The organism is Pseudomonas sp. R3-18-08, assembly GCF_003852065.1.
Taxonomy (GTDB): domain Bacteria; phylum Pseudomonadota; class Gammaproteobacteria; order Pseudomonadales; family Pseudomonadaceae; genus Aquipseudomonas.
Genome location: NZ_CP027729.1, coordinates 1108115 through 1127280, shown reverse-complemented (window position 1 = coordinate 1127280; position 19166 = coordinate 1108115). Strand labels below are relative to the sequence as shown.

The window sequence follows — 19166 nt, the reverse complement described above, 5'->3', positions numbered from 1 at the left end:
GCCGCCTGCCTATAGACACTGACTGGCCCCACAAGGGTAATGCGATGGAAATCAGAAAAATTCGACTGAATAACGTCGGTCGTTTTACCGACTTGGAAGTCGCCTTTGCGCCGACCGAAAAGCATGCGTCGAAGGTGACGGTGTTTGTGGGGAATAATGGGGCGGGTAAAACGACGATTTTGAAGTCAATAGCCACGTCGTTAAGTTGGCTGGTAGGGCGCATTCGCACCGATAATGGCGGTGGCAGCCCCATCCAAGAAGATGTGGTCAAAAATGGTGAGCGATTTGCCTCAATCGATGCTGAAGTCGGCGGTGTACCTCACCAGTCAACATCAGCTTCCGCGACTTACTCGTGGACACTCGCTCGCACCTTGCCAGGGCATAAAGCAAAGATAAATAGTTCTCTTACTAAACTAACTGAGCTTGCTGACCTCTATCGCGTTCATATCGGGTTGATTGACGACAACGGCTCACTTCCGCTTGTGGCCTTCTACCCTGTCGAAAGATCCGTCCTTGATGTTCCACTAACAACCCGAAAATCCGAAAAACCATTCGATCAATTTGATGGATACGAAAACGCTCTAAATGGTGGCGTAGATTTCGGACGTTTTTTTGAATGGTTCCGTGACAGGGAAGATACTGAGAACGAGCAAGGGATATCCTCAGCCGTAATGGAACAGTTGAAAAAAATCTCTAGCTCGGATGAAAAACTTGTATCTGAACTGAAAAATCTACACCTAGCGTCACGCGACCCACAGCTCAATGCTGTGCGATCCGCCGTCTACAAGTTCATGCCTCACTTTAAAAACCTTCGAGTCCAACGAAAGCCTAGATTGCATATGGCCATCGATAAATTAGGCAATACACTCAATGTTTCTCAGCTTTCTCAAGGGGAGAAATCACTGATGGCGCTTGTCGGCGACATTGCTCGCCGCTTGGCAATCATGAACCCGTCATTGAGCAATCCACTTGAAGGCGCCGGTATAGTTCTAATCGACGAAGTAGACCTCCATCTTCATCCTCAATGGCAACGCCGCCTTATCCACCAACTCACTGAAACTTTCCCCAACTGCCAACTCATCCTCACCACCCACTCCCCTTTGGTGATCAGCGATACCAAGAACGTTTTGTGCTACGTCCTCGACGACGGCGAGCTGGAAGAACGCAATGGCCTCTACGGCCTGGACGCCAATCAAGTACTGCTCAGCGTCATGGACACCGATGTGCGCAACAGCGGAGTTCAGGCGCGCCTTGATCGTTTGTTGGAGCTGCTGCAAGACAAAAAACTGGAAGAAGCCAAGACGCTTTTTAAAGAGCTGTCTGCAGAGCTTGAACCTGGCCATATCGAACTTGCCAAAGCCGCCCTGCTGATTCGCAAATTGGAGTTGCGCAGTGCGTAAGATCAACAAAGGAGATGAGCCGGCCGCCCTGACACAATGGAAGCGTACGCACCCGAATGGCGGCTATACAGATTTAAGCCCCCTAGAAAGAACCTGTATCCGAGAAGCCTGTATCGAAGAACAACATGGCCTATGTGCGTATTGCTGCCACGGAATCACATCAGGCAGCGCCCACAACGAACATGTTGAGGCCAGGCAAACAGCGCCACACCGTTCGTTGGACTTCTCTAATATCGTTGCCAGTTGCAACCGTAGTAAGCAGTGCGGCAAAGCGCACGCCCATCAGGCTTTGCCGCTTACCTCCTTGATGAATGAGTGCGAAACCGAGCTGAAATTTTATCTGTCCGGTCGTGTGGAAGGCCTGACTCCCAGAGCAGTAACCTCTATTCAAGTACTGAACCTTGGAAACAGTCGTGAAAACAATCGCGCGCTGTTCGGCGCCAGAAAGTCCATCCTGGATGCACTGCTCTATGACAGCGGTATGGACGGCGATGACCTTGAAGTCGCCGATTTCGACTTGTTGATGATGCTAAGGGAAGAGCTGCAACAACCCGACGCCGACAACCGCCTGAAACCCTTCGCCCCCGTTCTGGTGAATGTAATTCGCCATTTAAGCGCCTCAAAGTGAGTACACCATGATCGACTACAGCGACTTTTTCGAAGAAGTGATCCAGACCCACGTCGAGATCGAGCAATGGTTTGCCGGCGTCGCGCCCGAAGGTACCCTGCAGAGTCTGCTCGCGCGCTTCTCACCCGAATTCAGCATGGTCGCGCCCGCCACGGGTACGCGGGTCAACACAGCCGGGGTAAATGCCCTGTTCACGCGCCTGGGTGGCATGCGTCCAGGGTTGAAAATCACTTTGAGTGAAATGGCCGGGATTGACAGGCATGCACGCGGTGCCACGGTGACTTATCGCGAGCATCAGGTTGATGACAGCGGTACGCAGACGGATCGACGGGCCACGGTGATATTCGAGAAGCAGGCCAGTGGTGCGCTGTTGTGGCGCCATTTGCATGAAACCTTTATCAAGGCCTGACTCGATTAAAGAATGTGGGAGGGGGCAAGCCCTAATGCCAGTCAGTTAAGCGTACACCACCGTCTGTAGGAGCGAGCTTGCTCGCGAAAAACTTCAACGATAACGCGTGCTTTCTGAATGAACGCGGTGCCTGTGAGTTTTTCGCGAGCAAGCTCGCTCCTACAAAAAGCCTTAACTGACTGGCATTAGGGAAAGGCCCCTCCCACATTTTAGTTTTGCGCCTGGTTGACGATCACGGTGCAGGTGATGCCCGCCGCCAGCAGCACCCCTTCCGGCACTTCATCAATATGAATCCGCACCGGCACGCGCTGGGCCAGCCTCACCCAGTTGAAGGTCGGGTTTACGTCGGCGATCAGTTCGCGGCTTTCGGGGTTGTCGCGGTCGTAGATGCCGCGCGAGATGCTTTCCACATGGCCCTTGAGGGTCTCGCCACTCATCAGTTGCATGTCGGCCTTGTCGCCGATTTTGACGTGGGGCAGCTTGGTCTCTTCGAAAAAGCCGTAAACCCAGAACGAATTCATATCCACCACGGCCATCTTCGCCTCGCCGATACGCGCATAGTCACCGCGGTGCACGTTGAGGTTGGTGACATAGCCGTCTACCGCCGCCACGACGTGGGTACGTTTCAAATTGAGTTCAGCCGCTTCCAGTTGCGCCAGCGCGTGCTGGTAATCAGCCAGGGCCGAGTCGGCAATGTTGCTGGCGTCGTCGCGGTTTTCCCGGGAGATCACCAGGGCGTCAAGGTCGGCGCGGCGGTGGGCGTTGAGCTTGCGCATTTCCCAGGTGGCCTTGCGCGACGCCACCAGCGACTGCGCTTGCTTGACCGCGATGCGGTAGTGCTCGGGGTCGATCTGCATCAGCAGGTCGCCTTTTTTCACCAACTGGTTGTCGCGTACCGGCACGTCCACCACTTCGCCGGTAACGTCGGCAGCAACGTTGATGATATCGGCCCGCACGCGGCCGTCGCGGGTCCACGGTGTTTGCATGTAGTGCACCCACAACGTGCGGCCAATCCAGATCGCCAACGCCAGCACCAGCAAGGTCGCGAGCAGGCTGAAAAACTTTTTCATCGGGGCATTCTCAACGGTAGACGCTCAGCGCCAGGGCGCCGAACAAGCAAACGAACAGGCTCAGGCGCAGCAACGCCGGGTGCCAGAAAAACCGGTACAGGTCGAACCCGGCCAGGAAGCGGTCCAGGGCCCAGGCCAGGGCGGCCGCGATCAGGAACATCAGGGTCATGCTCGGCATGTAGAGGCCGTGGAAGGCGATTTCACGGGGCATTCATGGCTCCTTGCGTGGTGCCTTTAAGGGCCGCCAGCGGCGATTGCGGGTCGAGCAACGAGGTGCGGATAAAGTGCAGGTAGCTTTTCACGCGGCGCAGGGCCGAGGTATCGAAGTGCGGTGCGAACGGTTCATCGGTGGCCTGCACGCGGCTGATCGCATGGTCGACGGCGATCAGCCCGCGCTCCAGGTTGCTGGCGCTGGGCTGCAGGAACAGCCGCACCAGCGAGCGCCCCATCACGCGGATCGCCTGGCGCCAGGGCTGGGATTCGGCGTACGCCGGGTGCACCGGCAGGATCGCCTGTTCCTTGCGCAATTCGATGATCGCGTGGCCGACCTCCAGCACCACGAACATCCAGCGCAGCAACTCGCGTTGCACCTGCGGCTGGCCGGCGGCGAGGCCATAGGCCTGGTGCAGCAGGTCACGGGTGCGGCTTTCGAAACTCGACGCCAGGCCCTTGAGCTTGCCGCTGATCGCGTACACCACTTGCTCGCGCAGGTCTTGCTCGAGGCGACGCCACAGCCAGCGGCTATTGGGCGGCAGGATGATTGCCCCGGCCGCGGCGCACACCAGCATGCCGATGACCATGGCGATGTAGTCGTTGATAAAGCTGTAAGGGTTGTAGAGCGTCAGGTTATCCGGCACCGAGCCGGTGCTGAAGAAGATCAGCAAGCCCACGCCGACCCCGGCGTACTGCGGGCGTGAGGCGAGAAAGGCGCCGAAAATGATCACCGGCGCCAGCATCACGCACAGCAGCGCGAAGCCATCGATCAAGGGAAACACGAAGAACATTTCGACGAAGCCCACCAGCGCACCAATCATGGTGCCGCAGGCCATCTGGAAGGCCATGCGCTTGGGGTTGGGCGTGGCGGCGGACAGGCCGACGGTGGCGGCCGCGATCAAGGTCATGGTGGCGCCGCTGGGCCAGGCCGTGGCTACCCAATAACTGCCGAGGACGACCAGGATGAACGAGGCGCGTATCCCGGCGGCGGCGCAGGCCAGCCAGTTGGTTTTCGGCGTGTAGGCCTGGTCCCAGTCCTCCCGCGCGTGGCGGTGATCGGCTAGGGACGCATGGGTTTGCGCATAGTTGTGCAGGTCGTCGACGAAGCGGTACAGCAGCTCGTAGGCGGTATGAAAATCCAGTTGTTCGGCTTCGGTGGGGGCACTTTGCTGGAAGCCGGCGCGCAGGCTGCGCACCTTGGCAGGCAAGCTGTCCTTATAGGCACTGAGCAAGTTGACCAACCGTGCCGCGTCGGGGCTGGTCAGCGCCTGGCCGGAAAACCCGTCGAGCACTTCGGCCAGGTCCTGCAGGCCGGGCTTGATCGCCGCCACCACATGATCGGCTTCATCGGCGCGCAGCCGTGCCAGCAACTGGTGCAAGGCGTTGAAGCGCGTGGTGATGCTCATGAACTCGCTGTTGAGGCGATTGAGCCGGCCGTTGCGCCTGCGCATGTGCGGGTCTTCGAACACGGTGACGCTGCGCAAACCTTCCAAGCCCACTGCCTCGGCGATAAAGCGCACGTTGGTGCTTTCAAAGCCTTCACGCTGACTGCGACCGCGCAGACCGTCGGTGACGAACAGCGCGAACACGCCAAAGCGTTGATACAGCGCATTGCGCATCGCCGCGCTGGAGGTCTGCGGCAGGATCGCGGCGCTGACCAGCGTCGAGCAGAGAATCCCCAGGGAAATCTCCAGCACGCGCCACACCGCCGCCATAAAGGCGCCGTCCGGGTGGGCCAGCGCCGGCAAGCCGACCATCGCCGCCGTGTAGCCGGCGAGCACAAACCCGTAGGCGCGAAAGTTACGGTTACGCGTCGCACCGGCGGTGCAGATACCTACCCAGATGGCCAGGGCGCCGAGGAACAGTTCGGTGTTCTGCGCAAACAAGGCGATCAGCAACACCATCACCGCCGACCCGGCCAAGGTGCCGAGAAAGCGGTAAAAACTCTTGGCGAATACCTGGCCGCTCTGCGGTTGCATCACGATGAACACCGTGATCATCGCGGTGCGCGGCTGCGGCAGTTCCAGGCGCATCGCCAGCCACAGCGTGAGGAACGCGGCGAGCAGCACCTTGAAGATATACACCCAGGTCACGCCATCGCTGCGCGCCCAGTCGAAAAAACCACGGCGCCACTCAAGGGCGTGCAGCCAGCGCAAAGGTGCAGGCAAGGGAATCATGGCCATCTACTCAGTGATCGAACACGGCCAGCGCCGCAGGGGGCTTGCCGGGGAGGGTCTTGTCGTTGCGTGGTACATCGTCGTCGGCACCGAGGCCACCGCCCAAGGCAGTCACCAGTTCGGCGTGAGCACTCAGGCGTGCGGCCTGTACGTGTTGCTCTATCTGCTGCTGGCGAAACAGCAAAGTCTGGGCATTCAGCACATTGAGGTAGTCGGTGAGGCCGCGTTGATAGGCGATGATCGCGATGTCGTAGGTTTTCTGCGCCGACGCCACCGATTGCGCGGCAAACGCCGCCTGTTTGTCCATGGACTCGCGACGGATCAGTTGGTCACTGATGCCCTTGAGCGCATTGACCAGGGTCTGGTTGTAATGCGCCACGGCGATGTCGTAACCGGCGCTGGCTTGCCCCAGTTGCGCACGCAGACGCCCACCGTCGAAGATCGGCAGGGTAATGGCCGGGCCGACGTTGTAATTGAATTTGCTGCCCGCAAGGAACTCCAGCATGCCGCCACCGGTGGCCATGAAACCGAGGCTGCCGACCAGATCGACGTTGGGGTAGAAACCTGCATGGGCGACATCGATGCCACGCGCCTGCGCCGCCACCTGCCAGCGACTGGCGACCACATCCGGTCGCTGGCCGAGCAATTGCGCAGGCAAGTTCGAGGGTAATTTCAGCGCAGCGGCCAGCGACAGGCTGGGGCGTCGCAACTGCGCGCCCTCGCCCGGGCCTTTGCCGGCCAGCGCCGCCAACTGGTTGCGGCTCAGGGCGATTTCCTCATCGAGCGCGTCCAACTGACGGTGGGTTTCCGGCAGCGGGGTCTGTGCCTGGCTGACGTCGAAGTGCGTGCCGATCCCGGCGTCCAGGCGCTTGTTGGCCAGATCCAGCATCTGCTGTTGCTGGGCCAAGGTGGCCGCGACAATGTCGCGATCGGCGTAATGCAACGACAACTGGATGTAGGCCCGCACCACGTTGTTCTGCAGCTCGAGCTGGGCCTGGCGCGCTTGGGCGACGTTCATATGAGCCAGGTCGACGGCACGCTCGGTGGCGTTGCTTTCGCGGCCCCACAGGTCGAGTGCGTAACTCAAGCCCAGGGATGAATTGTTATCCCAGGTATTCGCACCGCTCAATTCGCCGGGGCCGTAGAACTGATCCTTCGGCCAGTTGTGGCGTTTGAGGGTGGTGTCGCTGTCGAGCTGCAGGGACTCGGCAGACTCCACCACCCCGGCCATGGCGCGCGCTTCACGCACCCGTGCGGCGGCCATGGCCATGCTCGGACTGTTTTGCGTGGCAAGTTCGACCCAGCGGTTCAGTTGCGGATCGCCGTAGGCCTGCCACCATCGGGCGATGGGCCAGTGGGCGTCGCTGGCGGCGTTCTGGATCGCTTCGTCCGTGGCCAGCTCGTTGGCATTCAAGGATTGGCCCTGGGGGCCGATTCCTGCGGTTCCGATACAGCCGCTGATGGCGAGCGTAAAGGCCCAAACACTGAGAGTCTTCAGCTCTCTGCTGATGCGACGCGGCACGCTGACGAATTCCTGAGAGGGTGTTACGGGGAGAGGTGGCGCAATTCTAGGGCCCGCGATGAGCGCCGATAAGCTGTCATTCCTGTGAATCTTTGTTACCGTTAAGGCGATAATCCGTTGGTAGGGATCACTGGACGGCGCAACTTTCTGTCACAATTTGCCATCTCCCTTGAGAACACCCCATGGACACTTTGCAAAACATGCGCGCGTTCAGTTGCGTTGCAGAGGCCGGCAGCTTCACCGCCGCCGCTGCGCAGCTGGACACTACCACCGCCAACGTCTCGCGCGCGGTCTCCAATCTTGAGGCCCACCTGCAAACCCGCTTGCTCAACCGCACCACTCGCCGCATCGCGCTGACCGAGGCCGGTAAGCGCTATTTGCTGCGCTGCGAGCAGATCCTCGCCTACGTCGAGGAAGCCGAGGCGGAAGCCAGCGACGCCCATGCGCGTCCCGCCGGGCAATTGAAAGTGCACACCATGACCGGTATCGGCCAGCACTTCGTGATCGACGCGATTGCCCGCTACCGCCGCACCCACCCCGACGTGACCTTCGACCTGACGCTCGCCAACCGCGTGCCGGACCTGCTCGATGAGGGCTATGACGTGTCCATCGTGCTGGCCAGCGAACTGCCGGATTCCGGTTTCGTCTCGCAACGCTTGGGCATCACCTACAGCATCGCCTGCGCCTCGCCGGAATACGTCAAGGCCAAGGGCTGCGCACAAAGGCCCCAGGATTTGCTCAATCACGCCTGCCTGCGCCTGGTCAGCCCGGTGATCCAGCTGGATAAATGGACCTTCAACGGGCCCGAAGGCCAGGAAAGCGTTGCGGTGAACAGCTCGCCGTTCCTGGTCAATTCGGCCGACGCGATGAAAACCGCGATCACCAGCGGCATGGGCGTCGGCCTGCTGCCGGTGTATGCCGCGATAGAAGGTTTGCGTAACGGTACGCTGGTGCGGGTAATGCCCAACTACCGTTCCCAGGAGCTGAACCTGTACGCCATCTACCCGTCGCGCCAATACCTGGATGCGAAGATCAAGACCTGGGTGGAATACTTGCGCGGTTCGCTGCCGGAGATTCTTGCGGCCCATCAAGCGGAATTGGTGGCATACGAGTTGAGCGGCACCTTGAGCGGTGCGCGTTTGGCCAACTGATTCCTGGCAGACAATAAAGAACCTTGTGGGAGGGAGCTTGCCCTCCCACATGGGTTCAACGGGGTCCTGACAATATGTTAGGTTGCTTGGCATTCTTCCGTAGTCGATGAGCCCGCCTGCCATGAAAAAGACTGTCCTCGCCTTCAGCCGTGTCACCCCGCAAATGATCGAACGCCTGCAACAGGATTTCGAGGTGATTGCGCCCAACCCCAAGCTGGGGGACATCAACGCCCAATTCAACGAAGCCCTGCCCCACGCCCACGGTCTGATCGGCGTGGGCCGCAAGCTGGGCCGCGAACAGCTTGAAGGCGCGCGCCAGCTGGAGGTGGTGTCCAGTGTGTCGGTGGGCTACGACAACTACGATGTCGCCTACTTCAACGAGCGCGGGATCATGCTCACCAATACCCCCGACGTGCTCACCGAAAGCACCGCCGACCTGGCCTTCGCCCTGTTGATGAGCAGCGCACGCCGCGTGGCCGAACTGGACGCCTGGACCAAGGCCGGCCAGTGGCAAGCCAGCGTTGGCGCCCCGTTGTTTGGCTGCGATGTACACGGCAAGACCCTGGGCATCGTCGGCATGGGCAATATCGGCGCGGCCGTGGCCCGGCGTGGGCGCCTGGGCTTCAATATGCCGATCCTGTACAGCGGCAACAGCCGCAAGAGCGCGCTGGAACAAGAGCTGGGCGCACAGTTTCGCAGCCTGGACCAGTTGCTGGCCGAAGCGGATTTCGTTTGCCTGGTGGTGCCGCTAAGCGACAAGACCCGTCACCTGATCAGCAGCCGGGAGCTGGCGCTGATGAAGTCCAGTGCGATCCTGATCAACATCTCCCGTGGCCCGGTAGTGGACGAGCCCGCGCTGATCCAGGCCCTGCAGACCCAGCGCATTCGTGGCGCCGGGCTGGATGTGTATGAAAAGGAACCGCTGGCCGAGTCGCCCCTGTTCCAGTTGAGCAATGCGGTGACGCTGCCGCATATCGGTTCGGCGACCCATGAAACCCGCGAAGCCATGGCCAACCGCGCGCTCGACAACCTGCGCAGCGCCCTGCTCGGCCAACGCCCGCAGGACCTGGTGAACCCACAGGTGTGGAAAGGCTGACACCCCGCCCTGTTGGAACGCGCTTGTTGTGGCGAGCGAGCTTGCTCACGCTGGAGTGCGTAGCGCTCCCAGGCTTTTTGGGGCCGCTTCGCAGCCCAGCGGGAGCAAGCTCCCTCGCCACAGGTCACACCTTTAGTTTTTCGTGAGAGGGTCGATAACCTTCCATAGATCGCCACCCCTGATCCACAGAAGGTTTTTATGCCCACCACCAAAGCCCGCGCAGACTCACTTTCGCTTCTGCTCTTTACCTTGCGCAGCGGCAAGCTGATGGCGATCAACCTGCTGAAAGTCAGCGAAATCATCCCCTGCCCTCCGCTGACCAAACTGCCGGAGTCGCACCCTCACGTCAAAGGCATTGCCACGTTGCGCGGTAACTCGTTGGCGGTGATCGACCTGAGCCGCGCCCTGGGCGAGATGCCGTTGCAGGACCCAAACGGCGGCTGCCTGATCGTCACCGATGTCAGCCGTTCCAAGCAGGGCTTGCACGTGCAGGCGGTGAGCAAGATCGTGCATTGCCTGACCACCGATATCCGCCCACCGCCCTATGGCTCCGGCGGCAATCGCGCATTCATCACCGGGGTGACCCAGGTGGAAGGCGGCTTGGTGCAGGTGCTGGATATCGAGAAAGTCATCCATGGCATCGCCCCGGCGCCGATAGAAGCCGCGCCGACCGACCTGACCATGGAAGAAGCCGAAGTCCTCGGCCATGCACGCATCCTGGTGGTGGACGACAGCCAAGTGGCGCTGCAGCAATCGGTGCATACGCTGCGCAACCTCGGGCTGACCTGTCACACCGCGCGCAGCGCCAAGGAGGCCATCGATGTGCTGCTGGAGCTGCAAGGCACGGGCGAGCAAATCAATGTGGTGGTGTCAGACATCGAAATGTCCGAGATGGACGGTTATGCCCTCACCCGCACGCTGCGCGAAACTCCGGACTTCCAGCAGCTCTACGTGCTGTTGCACACCTCCCTGGACAGCGCGATGAACAGTGAAAAAGCCCGCCTGGCCGGCGCCGATGCGGTGCTGACCAAGTTTTCCTCCCCCGAGCTGACCAAGTGCCTGGTGGTGGCTGCGCAAACCGTGGCGCAAAAGGGTTTGTAAGCCTTGGCTGAGTATTTCCAACTGCTGCGACGCGACCTGACCGGCAGCCTGCCGGCGCCGCAGTGGCCGGCCAACACCCAGCTGGATCACTATCGCGATGAACTGGCCCCGGCGATTCACGCGGTATTGCGCATGACCCAGGATCAGGGCGGTGGCCGTGTCGCGGGCCTTGAGCAATGGCGCCGGCAATTCGTTGCCGATGCCGAGTTCGACCCCTCGTTATGCCTGGTAGCCAGTAACGCCGAGGGCATTCTCGGCGTGGCGCAATGCTGGACCAGTGCCTTTATCAAGAACCTCTCGATACACCCCTGTGCCCAGGGCCAGGGGCTTGGCCGAGCGTTGCTGCTGCATGCCTTCCACGTTTTCAAGCAGCGCGGCGAACCCTATGTGGACCTCAAGGTGCTGGAGAGCAATCTGCGCGCGCGGCAGCTGTATGAAAGCGCAGGCATGCGGTTCGTCCTGCGCGACGTGGTTGAGGACTGAGGTTCACTGGCGCATAACTTGCTTCCAGAGAGCCCAAGCGGTGGATAGAGGTAAAAACCCGTCACCGCCCATGCTTGCCCTCTGACCTTGCCTGGTGACAGATCCGCCATGAATACTCACTTTTCCTGCGTAGGTTGTGGCAAATGCTGCTCCGATCACCACGTACCCCTGACCCTCGACGAAGCCCGGCAGTGGGCGGCGGACGGTGGCAATGTCATTGTTCTGGTAGAAGGTTTTCTCGCCAGCGGCCTGGGTTTGCCCCAGCAGCAGCGTGAACACGCCGAACGCCGTTCAGTGGTGGTGCCCAGCGGCAATACCCAGGCATTCGTGGCGATCACCTTTGCGGCCTACAACGCCGGGCGCTGTCGGAATCTTGACGAAGACAATCGCTGCGGCATCTATGAACGACGTCCGCTGGTGTGCCGGATCTACCCGATGGAGATCAATCCGCACATCCCGCTGAACCCGAGCGCCAAGGATTGCCCGCCGGAATCCTGGGAACAGGGGCCGGCGTTGATCGTCGGCGGGGCATTGATGGATGCTGAACTGGCTGAACTGATCCGCCGTTCACGCCAGGCCGACCGTGACGATGTGCAAACCAAGGAGGCCGTGTGTGCCTTGCTGGGGATTCGTACCACGGCGCTCAAGGGCGATGGTTTTACCGCCTACTTGCCGGACATGGCTGCGTTTGCCCATGCGGCCGCACTGGCGGCGGATCAGCCGTCCATGGCCAATGAGTGGGTGTTTCATGTGTCAGGGATGGACATCGCTGAACAACTGCTGGACGCCGGGGCGCAGATTGCCACCGAAGTACCGGCCAACTATGCCTTTATTTCCTTGCGGGCGGCATGATCCAGGGAGCTGCCTGCTCTCGCGCGTTGATCGGCGAAATCAATAGCTGGCAACACATTCGATTTCGATGCATGCATCCAGCAGCAGTCGGCCGGCGGCGAACGTGGTTCGGGCAGGCAAGTGGCCCGCTGAGAAATAGCGGCTATACACGCTGTTCATGGCGGCGAAGTCCTTGATATCGGCAAGGATTACTGTGCACTTGACCACCCGCTCCATCGACAGCCCCTTTTCCTGAAGAATCGCGCGCATGCTCTCCAGTGCCCTGGCGGTTTCGGCCTCTATTCCGCCGGCTACGCGCTTACCTGCATCATCCAGCCCAAGTAAGCCCGACAGGTACAGCAAGGAACCGACTTGCACGGCGTTCGAAAAGGGCAAGCCGGCCTCGGCGGCGGTGAAGCTCAAAGGCGTCCTTTCTGCACTCTGCCCATCGGATGCGGGCGCAAGATAGCGTTGGGTAATTGCCAGGTACTGCCCGCTGTCTTTCAAGCGTTGCAATGCCTGGTTCAAGGCAAGCCGTAACTCGGGGTCGGATTTGCGCAGCCCGATGGCGACACCGGTTCCGAGCATTTCATCCTGAATGCGCGGCCCGGCAAAGGCAAAATCCGTCCCCTCAGGTGTTTTCAACAAGGCTTCGGATATCTCGATGCTGTCTTGTAAGGTTGCATCAATCTCACCAGCTCGCAGACTGGCGATGAGCTCATCATTGACAGCGAAACTGCTCACCACGACACCCAATGGAGCCCAGCGTGCTCGTGCGAAGGCTTCTCGACTGGTGCCCGCCAGCACGCCCACGCGCTTGCCCTTCAGTGCCACTTGATCAGGCAGCAGCCCCAGGCTGCGGCGTGCCACCAGCCGTGTTTCCAGGGGGTAAAGGTTATCGGTGAAATCAATTGCCTGGCGTCGCGCAGGTGTTGCGGACATCGGCATGATCGCATCGAAGCGCCCGGCTTCAAGCGCGGCCAGATTGGTCGCATAGCTCTGGTCCACCCACTCGCAGCGAGCCTTGAGTTCGGCGCACAGCGCATTCCCCAGCTCTATATTCAGCCCCACCAGCTCGCCCTGCGCGTTACGGCTCTCAAAGGGTGGCACCAGTGGCTCTACGCCAAAACGTATGATTTTCCATGATTTTTCAGTCGCAGACACAGTGGTGCTCAACACACCCGTCGCCGTGGATAGAACCAGTGCCAACATCAGTCGGATCAAAGTCATGAGTCAGTCCTTGTAAAGAATGGAGGTTTCCAGCCGCTGATCACTGATCGCGCCGAACCCTCAAGAGCTTTAACAGGCACAACTACGCTTCAAAATAGAGATACTTCTTTTAATGTTGTGGGAAACGGCCTGGTTAGCGGAGCTGGCCTGGCCAATGCTCCCCGCAATGGGCGGCCTTCATAGCGCGGCTGGGAACCCGCCCAAGTGATAGGGCTGGAGGATGCGCTGGTACTCGCCGTTCTGCTTGAGTTGCTCAAGGGCATGGTTGAGTTCGGTACGCAATACGGTATCGGTTTTGCGCAGTGCAATCGCGACACTGTTGCCCAACAGGTCAGACGATACCGGCGGGCCCATGAAATCGAAGTCCATGCCTTCAGGCGTATCGAGCAAGGCCTCTCGGATTTCCACCGCCCCCTGCAGTGTCGCATCGATCTCGCCTGCAACCAGGCCGCGCACCAGTTGGTCATTGAGCCAATAGCTCTCGATGATCACACCGGCCGGCGCCCACTGCGACCGGGCAAAGGCTTCGCGATTGCTCCTGACCAACACCCCGACCCGCTTGCCCTTGAGTAACCGCCTGTGCGGGCTCAGGCCAGAGTTTCTGCGGGCCACCAGCCAGGTGGTGATCGGGTAGAGGTCATCGCTGAAATTGACTCTCTGCTGTCGACTCAAGGTCGGTGCCATCCCCATGATCGCGTCAAATTGCCGGGCATCGAGGGCGGGGAAGTTTTCCATGACGATCTGGTCGACCCACGTGCAATGCACATTGAGCTGCACGCACAGGGCGTTACCCAATTCGATATTGAGCCCCACCAATTGCCCTTGCGGATTACGGCTTTGAAAGGGGGGAAAATGCGCCGCGACAGCGAAGCGGATTTCGCGTCGCGGCGGCTCGGCGGCGGCCACGGCCTCCACCGATAACAGGAGGGCAAGCGCCACACAGAAATGTATCAAAGCCACGGGAAACGTCCTTTTCCGGAGAGAGCTGCGTCGCCATGTCCCGATACAAATGATCAGGGCAAGGCGATGCTGCGCAAGCTTTCAAGAAACGGTCGCGGACCTACAATAAGAAATATCGACGCGAGTTGTAGGCAACTGCCTATACGGCGAATATGCGCATTACTCTCAACGTTTACCCATCGAACGACGCGTACCCGGCGGCGCCATGCCTGGCGTTTTGGTATGGCCATTCTTCGCGCCACCTTTGTACCAGGGCTGGGCGGCCTGCTTGGCCCCGGCCAGTTCACCCGGGTTGAAAGGGAACTTGAACGCCGGGATTTCGGCTTTTTCAACGCCGTCGGCATCGACCGAATCGACGAGGTCGACCGCTTCAACGGGGGGTTGGATCGGGGAAGTCATGGGTGCTCCGAGGTGCGCAAAAGATGAAGCGGGCCCGGCAAGCGGGCCACAGTGGCGCGCAGTATACCTGCGCGCCCCGGATCTTTAAGCGTCGTCGTACGAATGGTCGCCGCTTAACTGACAGCGCTGTCAGATAGCCGTCACTCTGCTGACCCGATCAAAAGGCTATAACGGTCATTCCACGTTTCCGATCCTTTGCCTGGCGCCACCTCTATGCCCACAAAACGAAACACGGCCCTGCTGGTGGGCGCCCTTCTGGTCCTGGCGCTGGCAGCCTGGACCTTGACTCGGCCCGCCAAGGCCCGGCTTGCGGCACCCAGCGCTATTCCCGTGCGCGTGGTGAGCGTGGCGCAACAGGATGTCCCGCGGTTCGTCAGCGGCATTGGCACGGTGTTGTCGTTGCACAGCGTGGTGATCCGCCCGCAGATCGACGGCATCCTCACCCGCTTGCTGGTCAAGGAAGGCCAACGGGTGAAGGCCGGTGACTTGCTGGCTACCATCGATGACCGTTCGATCCGCGCCAGCCTCGACCAGGCCAAGGCGCAGTTGGGGGAAAGCCAGGCGCAGTTGCAAGTGGCGCAGGTCAACCTCAAACGCTACAAGGAACTGAGTATCGACGACGGCGTATCGAAGCAGACCTACGACCAGCAACACGCCCTGGTGAACCAGCTCAAGGCCACCGTGCAGGGCAACCAGGCGGCGATTGATTCGGCTCAAGTACAACTTTCCTACACCCAGATTCGTTCCCCCGTCAGTGGTCGCGTTGGTATTCGCACGGTGGATGAAGGCAACTTCCTGCGCATGAGCGATACCCAAGGCTTGTTCTCGGTCACCCAGATCGACCCGATCGCGGTTGAGTTTTCCCTGCCGCAGCAGATGTTGCCGACCTTGCAAGGCCTGATCGCCGCCCCGCAAAAAGCCAGCGTCGATGCCTACCTGGGGGCCGATACCGACGGCCAGACCGGCGACCTGCTGGGGGAAGGCCGCTTGAGCCTGATCGACAACCAGATCAGTTCCACCACCGGCACCCTGCGCGCCAAGGCCGAGTTCCCGAACGGCACGCAGAAGCTGTGGCCGGGGCAACTGGTGACCATCAAGATCCAGACCGCCCTCGACAGGAACGCCCTGGTGGTGCCGCCGACGGTGGTGCAGCGTGGCCTGGACTCACATTTCGTGTACCGGCTCAACGGTGAGCAGGTGGAGGTGGTGCCCGTGCAAGTCACCTACCAGAACAGCGCGCTGAACATCATCAAGGGCGTGCAGGCCGGGGACGTGCTGGTCAGCGATGGCCAGTCGCGGCTCAAGGCGGGCGCCCAGGTGCAAGTGCTCAAGGAACCGCCGCAGGTGATCCAGACCGTCGACGCCAAGGTGCAGCCATGAGCGGCAGCCGCTCGCCTTCGGCCTGGTGCGTCGATCACCCGGTCGCCACCCTGCTGCTGACGTTTGCCTTGGTGCTGCTGGGGATCATTGCCTTCCCGCGGCTGGCCGTTGCGCCACTGCCGGAAGCGGAATTTCCGACGATCCAGGTCACCGCCCAACTGCCCGGCGCCAGCCCGGACACCATGGCCTCATCGGTAGCGACGCCGCTCGAGGTGCAATTCAGCGCCATCCCCGGTATGACCCAGATGACCTCCAGCAGCGCCTTGGGCTCGAGCCTCTTGACCCTGCAATTCACTCTGGACAAAAGCATCGACACCGCCGCCCAGGAAGTGCAGGCCGCGATCAACACCGCCTCCGGCAAGCTGCCCAGCGATATGCCGAGCCTGCCGACCTGGAAGAAGGTCAACCCGGCCGACAGCCCGGTACTGATCCTCAGCGTCAGCTCCGCGAGCATGCCGAGCACCGAACTGAGCGACTACGTGGAAACCCTGCTGGCGCGTCAGATCAGCCAGATCGACGGTGTCGGCCAGATCAACATCACTGGCCAGCAGCGCCCGGCGATTCGCGTGCAGGCCTCCCCCGACAAACTCGCGGCGGTCGGCTTGACGCTCGCGGACATCCGCCTGGCCATCCAGCAATCGAGCCTGAACCTGGCCAAAGGCGCGATTTACGGGGCCAACAGCGTGTCGACCCTGTCGACCAACGATCAACTGTTTCACCCCGACGAGTACGGTCAGTTGATCGTGTCCTACAAGAACGGCGCACCCGTGCAACTGCGGGATATCGCCAAAGTCGTCAACGGTTCGGAAAACGCCTACGTGCAGGCCTGGTCAGGCGATACGCCGGGGGTCAACCTGGTGATTTCGCGCCAGCCGGGGGCGAATATCGTCGACACGGTCGACCGCATCCAGCAAGCACTGCCGCGCCTGGAAGCCATGCTGCCGGCCTCGGTGCAGGTCAGCGTACTGACCGACCGCACCAAGACCATCCGCGCCTCGTTGCATGAAGTGGAAATGACCCTGCTGATCGCGATCCTGCTGGTGGTGGCGGTGATGGCGCTGTTCCTGCGCCAGCTGTCGGCGACGTTGATTGTGTCTGCCGTGCTCGGTGTGTCGCTGGTGGCCAGTTTCGCGCTGATGTATGTGATGGGCTTCAGCTTGAACAACCTGACCCTGGTCGCCATCGTGATTGCCGTGGGCTTTGTGGTGGACGATGCGATTGTGGTGGTGGAAAACATTCACCGTCATCTGGAGGCCGGCCTGGGCAAGCGCGAAGCCGCGATCAAAGGCTCCGGCGAAATCGGCTTTACCGTGGTGTCCATCAGCTTCTCGCTGGTGGCGGCGTTTATTCCACTGCTGTTCATGGGCGGCGTGGTCGGGCGGCTGTTCAAGGAATTTGCGCTGACGGCCACCTCGACCATCCTCATTTCAGTGGTAGTTTCGCTGACCCTGGCGCCCACCCTCGCCGCACTGTTCATGCGTGCGCCAACCCATCACGCCCATGCCAAACCCACCTTCAGCGAGCGCCTGCTGGCCGGCTATGCGCGCAACCTGCGGCGAGCCCTGGCCCATCAACGCAGCATGGCGGCGATCTTCGTGGTGACCCTGGCCCTGGCCGTGGTCGGCTATGTGTTTATCCCCAAAGGCTTCTTCCCGGTGCAGGACACCGGTTTCGTGCTGGGCACCAGCGAGGCGGCAGCCGATGTGTCGTACCCGGACATGGTCGCCAAGCACAAGGCACTGGCCGACATCGTCAAGGCCGACCCGGCGGTGCAAGCCTTCTCCCACTCGGTGGGGGTAACCGGCAGCAACCAGACCATCGCCAACGGGCGCTTCTGGATCGCCTTGAAAGACCGGGGTGATCGCGATGTGTCGGCCAGCCAGTTCATCGACCGCATCCGCCCGCAACTGGCGAAGGTGCCGGGCATCGTCTTGTACCTGCGCGCCGGCCAGGATATCAACTTGAGCTCCGGCCCCAGCCGCGCCCAGTACCAATACGTACTCAAGAGCAACGACGGCCCGACCCTGAACACCTGGACCCAGCGCCTCACCGAAAAACTGCGCAGCAACCCGGCCTTTCGGGACCTGTCCAACGACCTGCAATTGGGCGGCAGCATCACCCACATCACCATCGACCGCCAGGCGGCCGCGCGTTTCGGCCTGACCGCCACCGACGTCGACCAGGCGCTGTACGACGCGTTCGGCCAGCGCCAGATCAACGAATACCAGACCGAGATCAACCAGTACCAGGTGGTGCTGGAGCTGGACCGCCAACAGCGCGGCAAGGCCGAGAGCCTGAACTATTTTTACCTGCGCTCGCCGCTGACCAACGAGATGGTGCCACTGTCGGCGCTGGCCCGGGTCGACCCACCGAGCGTGGGACCGTTGTCCATCAGCCATGACGGCATGTTCCCGGCCGCCAACCTGTCGTTCAACCTGGCCCCCGGCGTGGCGCTGGGCGATGCGGTGATCATGCTCAACCAGGCCAAGAATGACATCGGCATGCCCAGTACGATCATCGGTAATTTTCAGGGCGCGGCCCAGGCCTTCCAGAGCTCGCTGGCCAGCCAGCCGTGGCTGATCCTCGCGGCACTGGTCGCGGTCTACATTATCCTGGGCGTGCTGTACGAGAGCTTCGTGCACCCGCTGACAATCATTTCCACCTTGCCCTCGGCGGGCCTGGGCGCGTTGATCATGCTGTGGCTGCTGGGCCAGGACTTTTCGATCATGGCCTTGATCGGCCTGGTGCTGCTGATCGGCATCGTCAAGAAAAATGGCATCCTGATGATCGACTTCGCCCTGGAGGCCCAGCGCGTACGCGGCCTGGCGCCTGAGGACGCGATCTACGAAGCCTGCGTCACGCGGTTCCGGCCGATCATCATGACCACCCTCGCCGCCCTGCTTGGCGCGGTGCCGTTGATGCTCGGCTCAGGCCCTGGCGCGGAACTGCGCCAGCCACTGGGCATCGCCGTGGTCGGCGGCTTGCTGGTGAGCCAGGCGCTGACGCTGTTCACCACGCCGGTCATATACTTGTACCTTGAACGATTTTTCCACAGGCCCAAACCAGCGCTCGAGCTGGCGACCACACACTGAGGCCAAGGCCCTGCCCTGGACAAA

At 61.0% G+C, this 19166-nt stretch carries 17 protein-coding genes; 10 read left to right on the top strand and 7 right to left on the bottom strand.

The window, feature by feature from the left end:
• Nucleotides 1-44: 44 nt before the first annotated feature.
• From C4J92_RS05095 to C4J92_RS05085, 3 genes are read left to right on the top strand one after another with little or no spacing between them, the layout of a single operon-like run.
• Nucleotides 45-1400 carry an AAA family ATPase gene (locus tag C4J92_RS05095; RefSeq protein ID WP_124403139.1) on the top strand — a complete coding sequence of 452 codons (1356 nt, stop codon included), beginning with the start codon at nucleotides 45-47 and terminating at the stop codon, nucleotides 1398-1400.
• Nucleotides 1393-2028, top strand: coding sequence for a TIGR02646 family protein (locus C4J92_RS05090; RefSeq protein ID WP_124403138.1), 636 nt, complete (start codon nucleotides 1393-1395; stop codon nucleotides 2026-2028). Before C4J92_RS05095 ends, C4J92_RS05090 begins: the two co-directional genes overlap by 8 nt.
• 7 nt (nucleotides 2029-2035) lie before the next feature.
• Nucleotides 2036-2437, top strand: coding sequence for a DUF4440 domain-containing protein (locus tag C4J92_RS05085; RefSeq protein ID WP_124369704.1), 402 nt, complete (start codon nucleotides 2036-2038; stop codon nucleotides 2435-2437).
• Between the two features lie 209 nt (nucleotides 2438-2646).
• On the opposite strand, the gene C4J92_RS05080 is transcribed toward C4J92_RS05085, so the two are convergent.
• Genes C4J92_RS05080 through C4J92_RS05065 form a run of 4 tightly spaced genes read right to left on the bottom strand, consistent with a single transcriptional unit; the run spans nucleotide 2647 to nucleotide 7419 of the window.
• Nucleotides 2647-3507, bottom strand: a complete 861-nt coding sequence (locus tag C4J92_RS05080) for an HlyD family secretion protein (protein WP_124403137.1) — start codon at nucleotides 3505-3507, stop codon at nucleotides 2647-2649.
• Nucleotides 3508-3517: 10 nt separating this feature from the next.
• Entirely contained in the window at nucleotides 3518-3718 is a 201-nt protein-coding gene (locus C4J92_RS05075) for a DUF1656 domain-containing protein (protein ID WP_124403136.1), read from the bottom strand.
• Nucleotides 3708-5897, bottom strand: coding sequence for an FUSC family protein (locus tag C4J92_RS05070; RefSeq protein ID WP_124403135.1), 2190 nt, complete (start codon nucleotides 5895-5897; stop codon nucleotides 3708-3710). Before C4J92_RS05070 ends, C4J92_RS05075 begins: the two co-directional genes overlap by 11 nt.
• A 10-nt stretch (nucleotides 5898-5907) precedes the next feature.
• Nucleotides 5908-7419 (bottom strand): efflux transporter outer membrane subunit, encoded by a 1512-nt coding sequence (locus C4J92_RS05065; RefSeq protein WP_124403134.1) that lies wholly within the window; start codon nucleotides 7417-7419, stop codon nucleotides 5908-5910.
• 182 nt (nucleotides 7420-7601) lie between these two features.
• On the opposite strand from C4J92_RS05065, the gene C4J92_RS05060 reads away from it, so the two are divergent.
• From C4J92_RS05060 to C4J92_RS05040, 5 genes are all read left to right on the top strand, one after another.
• The gene (locus tag C4J92_RS05060) at nucleotides 7602-8570 is read left to right on the top strand and encodes a LysR family transcriptional regulator (RefSeq protein WP_124361375.1); all 969 of its coding nucleotides are present in this window, start codon (nucleotides 7602-7604) and stop codon (nucleotides 8568-8570) included.
• 121 nt (nucleotides 8571-8691) lie between these two features.
• The gene (locus tag C4J92_RS05055) at nucleotides 8692-9666 is read left to right on the top strand and encodes a D-glycerate dehydrogenase (protein WP_124403133.1); all 975 of its coding nucleotides are present in this window, start codon (nucleotides 8692-8694) and stop codon (nucleotides 9664-9666) included.
• Nucleotides 9667-9864: 198 nt separating this feature from the next.
• The gene (locus tag C4J92_RS05050) at nucleotides 9865-10767 is read left to right on the top strand and encodes a chemotaxis protein CheV (protein ID WP_124369699.1); all 903 of its coding nucleotides are present in this window, start codon (nucleotides 9865-9867) and stop codon (nucleotides 10765-10767) included.
• A 3-nt stretch (nucleotides 10768-10770) separates the two neighbouring features.
• Nucleotides 10771-11250: an N-acetyltransferase gene (locus tag C4J92_RS05045; protein ID WP_124403132.1), complete on the top strand. Its 480-nt coding sequence runs from the start codon at nucleotides 10771-10773 to the stop codon at nucleotides 11248-11250.
• A 108-nt stretch (nucleotides 11251-11358) separates the two neighbouring features.
• The gene (locus tag C4J92_RS05040; protein WP_124403131.1) at nucleotides 11359-12102 is read left to right on the top strand and encodes a YkgJ family cysteine cluster protein; all 744 of its coding nucleotides are present in this window, start codon (nucleotides 11359-11361) and stop codon (nucleotides 12100-12102) included.
• Between the two features lie 39 nt (nucleotides 12103-12141).
• On the opposite strand, the gene C4J92_RS05035 is transcribed toward C4J92_RS05040, so the two are convergent.
• The 3 genes from C4J92_RS05035 to C4J92_RS05025 all read right to left on the bottom strand — a co-directional run bounded on the left by C4J92_RS05035 (nucleotide 12142) and on the right by C4J92_RS05025 (nucleotide 14670).
• A complete protein-coding gene (locus tag C4J92_RS05035; protein ID WP_124403130.1) occupies nucleotides 12142-13311 on the bottom strand; it encodes a transporter substrate-binding domain-containing protein in 1170 nt (389 codons plus the stop codon).
• Nucleotides 13312-13488: 177 nt separating this feature from the next.
• Nucleotides 13489-14271, bottom strand: coding sequence for a transporter substrate-binding domain-containing protein (locus C4J92_RS05030; protein WP_124403129.1), 783 nt, complete (start codon nucleotides 14269-14271; stop codon nucleotides 13489-13491).
• A 165-nt stretch (nucleotides 14272-14436) separates the two neighbouring features.
• Nucleotides 14437-14670, bottom strand: a complete 234-nt coding sequence (locus C4J92_RS05025; RefSeq protein WP_124361369.1) for a hypothetical protein — start codon at nucleotides 14668-14670, stop codon at nucleotides 14437-14439.
• Nucleotides 14671-14883: 213 nt separating this feature from the next.
• Between C4J92_RS05025 and C4J92_RS05020 the strand changes: the two genes are divergently transcribed.
• Both C4J92_RS05020 and C4J92_RS05015 read left to right on the top strand, forming a co-directional pair.
• A complete protein-coding gene (locus C4J92_RS05020; RefSeq protein WP_124403128.1) occupies nucleotides 14884-16050 on the top strand; it encodes an efflux RND transporter periplasmic adaptor subunit in 1167 nt (388 codons plus the stop codon).
• On the top strand, nucleotides 16047-19142 hold the full coding sequence (locus tag C4J92_RS05015; protein WP_124403127.1) for a multidrug efflux RND transporter permease subunit: 3096 nt from the start codon (nucleotides 16047-16049) through the stop codon (nucleotides 19140-19142). Before C4J92_RS05020 ends, C4J92_RS05015 begins: the two co-directional genes overlap by 4 nt.
• The last annotated feature ends 24 nt before the right edge of the window (nucleotides 19143-19166 follow it).

What these genes read in the sequence shown, in the direction of transcription:
- C4J92_RS05095 (WP_124403139.1), top strand. Translation starts at nt 45, where the DNA reads ATGGAAATCAGAAAAATTCGACTGAATAACGTCGGTCGTTTTACCGAC.
- C4J92_RS05085 (WP_124369704.1), top strand. Translation starts at nt 2,036, where the DNA reads ATGATCGACTACAGCGACTTTTTCGAAGAAGTGATCCAGACCCACGTC.
- C4J92_RS05080 (WP_124403137.1), bottom strand. Translation starts at nt 3,507, where the DNA reads ATGAAAAAGTTTTTCAGCCTGCTCGCGACCTTGCTGGTGCTGGCGTTG.
- C4J92_RS05075 (WP_124403136.1), bottom strand. Translation starts at nt 3,718, where the DNA reads ATGCCCCGTGAAATCGCCTTCCACGGCCTCTACATGCCGAGCATGACC.
- C4J92_RS05070 (WP_124403135.1), bottom strand. Translation starts at nt 5,897, where the DNA reads ATGATTCCCTTGCCTGCACCTTTGCGCTGGCTGCACGCCCTTGAGTGG.
- C4J92_RS05060 (WP_124361375.1), top strand. Translation starts at nt 7,602, where the DNA reads ATGGACACTTTGCAAAACATGCGCGCGTTCAGTTGCGTTGCAGAGGCC.
- C4J92_RS05055 (WP_124403133.1), top strand. Translation starts at nt 8,692, where the DNA reads ATGAAAAAGACTGTCCTCGCCTTCAGCCGTGTCACCCCGCAAATGATC.
- C4J92_RS05050 (WP_124369699.1), top strand. Translation starts at nt 9,865, where the DNA reads ATGCCCACCACCAAAGCCCGCGCAGACTCACTTTCGCTTCTGCTCTTT.
- C4J92_RS05040 (WP_124403131.1), top strand. Translation starts at nt 11,359, where the DNA reads ATGAATACTCACTTTTCCTGCGTAGGTTGTGGCAAATGCTGCTCCGAT.
- C4J92_RS05035 (WP_124403130.1), bottom strand. Translation starts at nt 13,311, where the DNA reads ATGACTTTGATCCGACTGATGTTGGCACTGGTTCTATCCACGGCGACG.
- C4J92_RS05025 (WP_124361369.1), bottom strand. Translation starts at nt 14,670, where the DNA reads ATGACTTCCCCGATCCAACCCCCCGTTGAAGCGGTCGACCTCGTCGAT.
- C4J92_RS05020 (WP_124403128.1), top strand. Translation starts at nt 14,884, where the DNA reads ATGCCCACAAAACGAAACACGGCCCTGCTGGTGGGCGCCCTTCTGGTC.
- C4J92_RS05015 (WP_124403127.1), top strand. Translation starts at nt 16,047, where the DNA reads ATGAGCGGCAGCCGCTCGCCTTCGGCCTGGTGCGTCGATCACCCGGTC.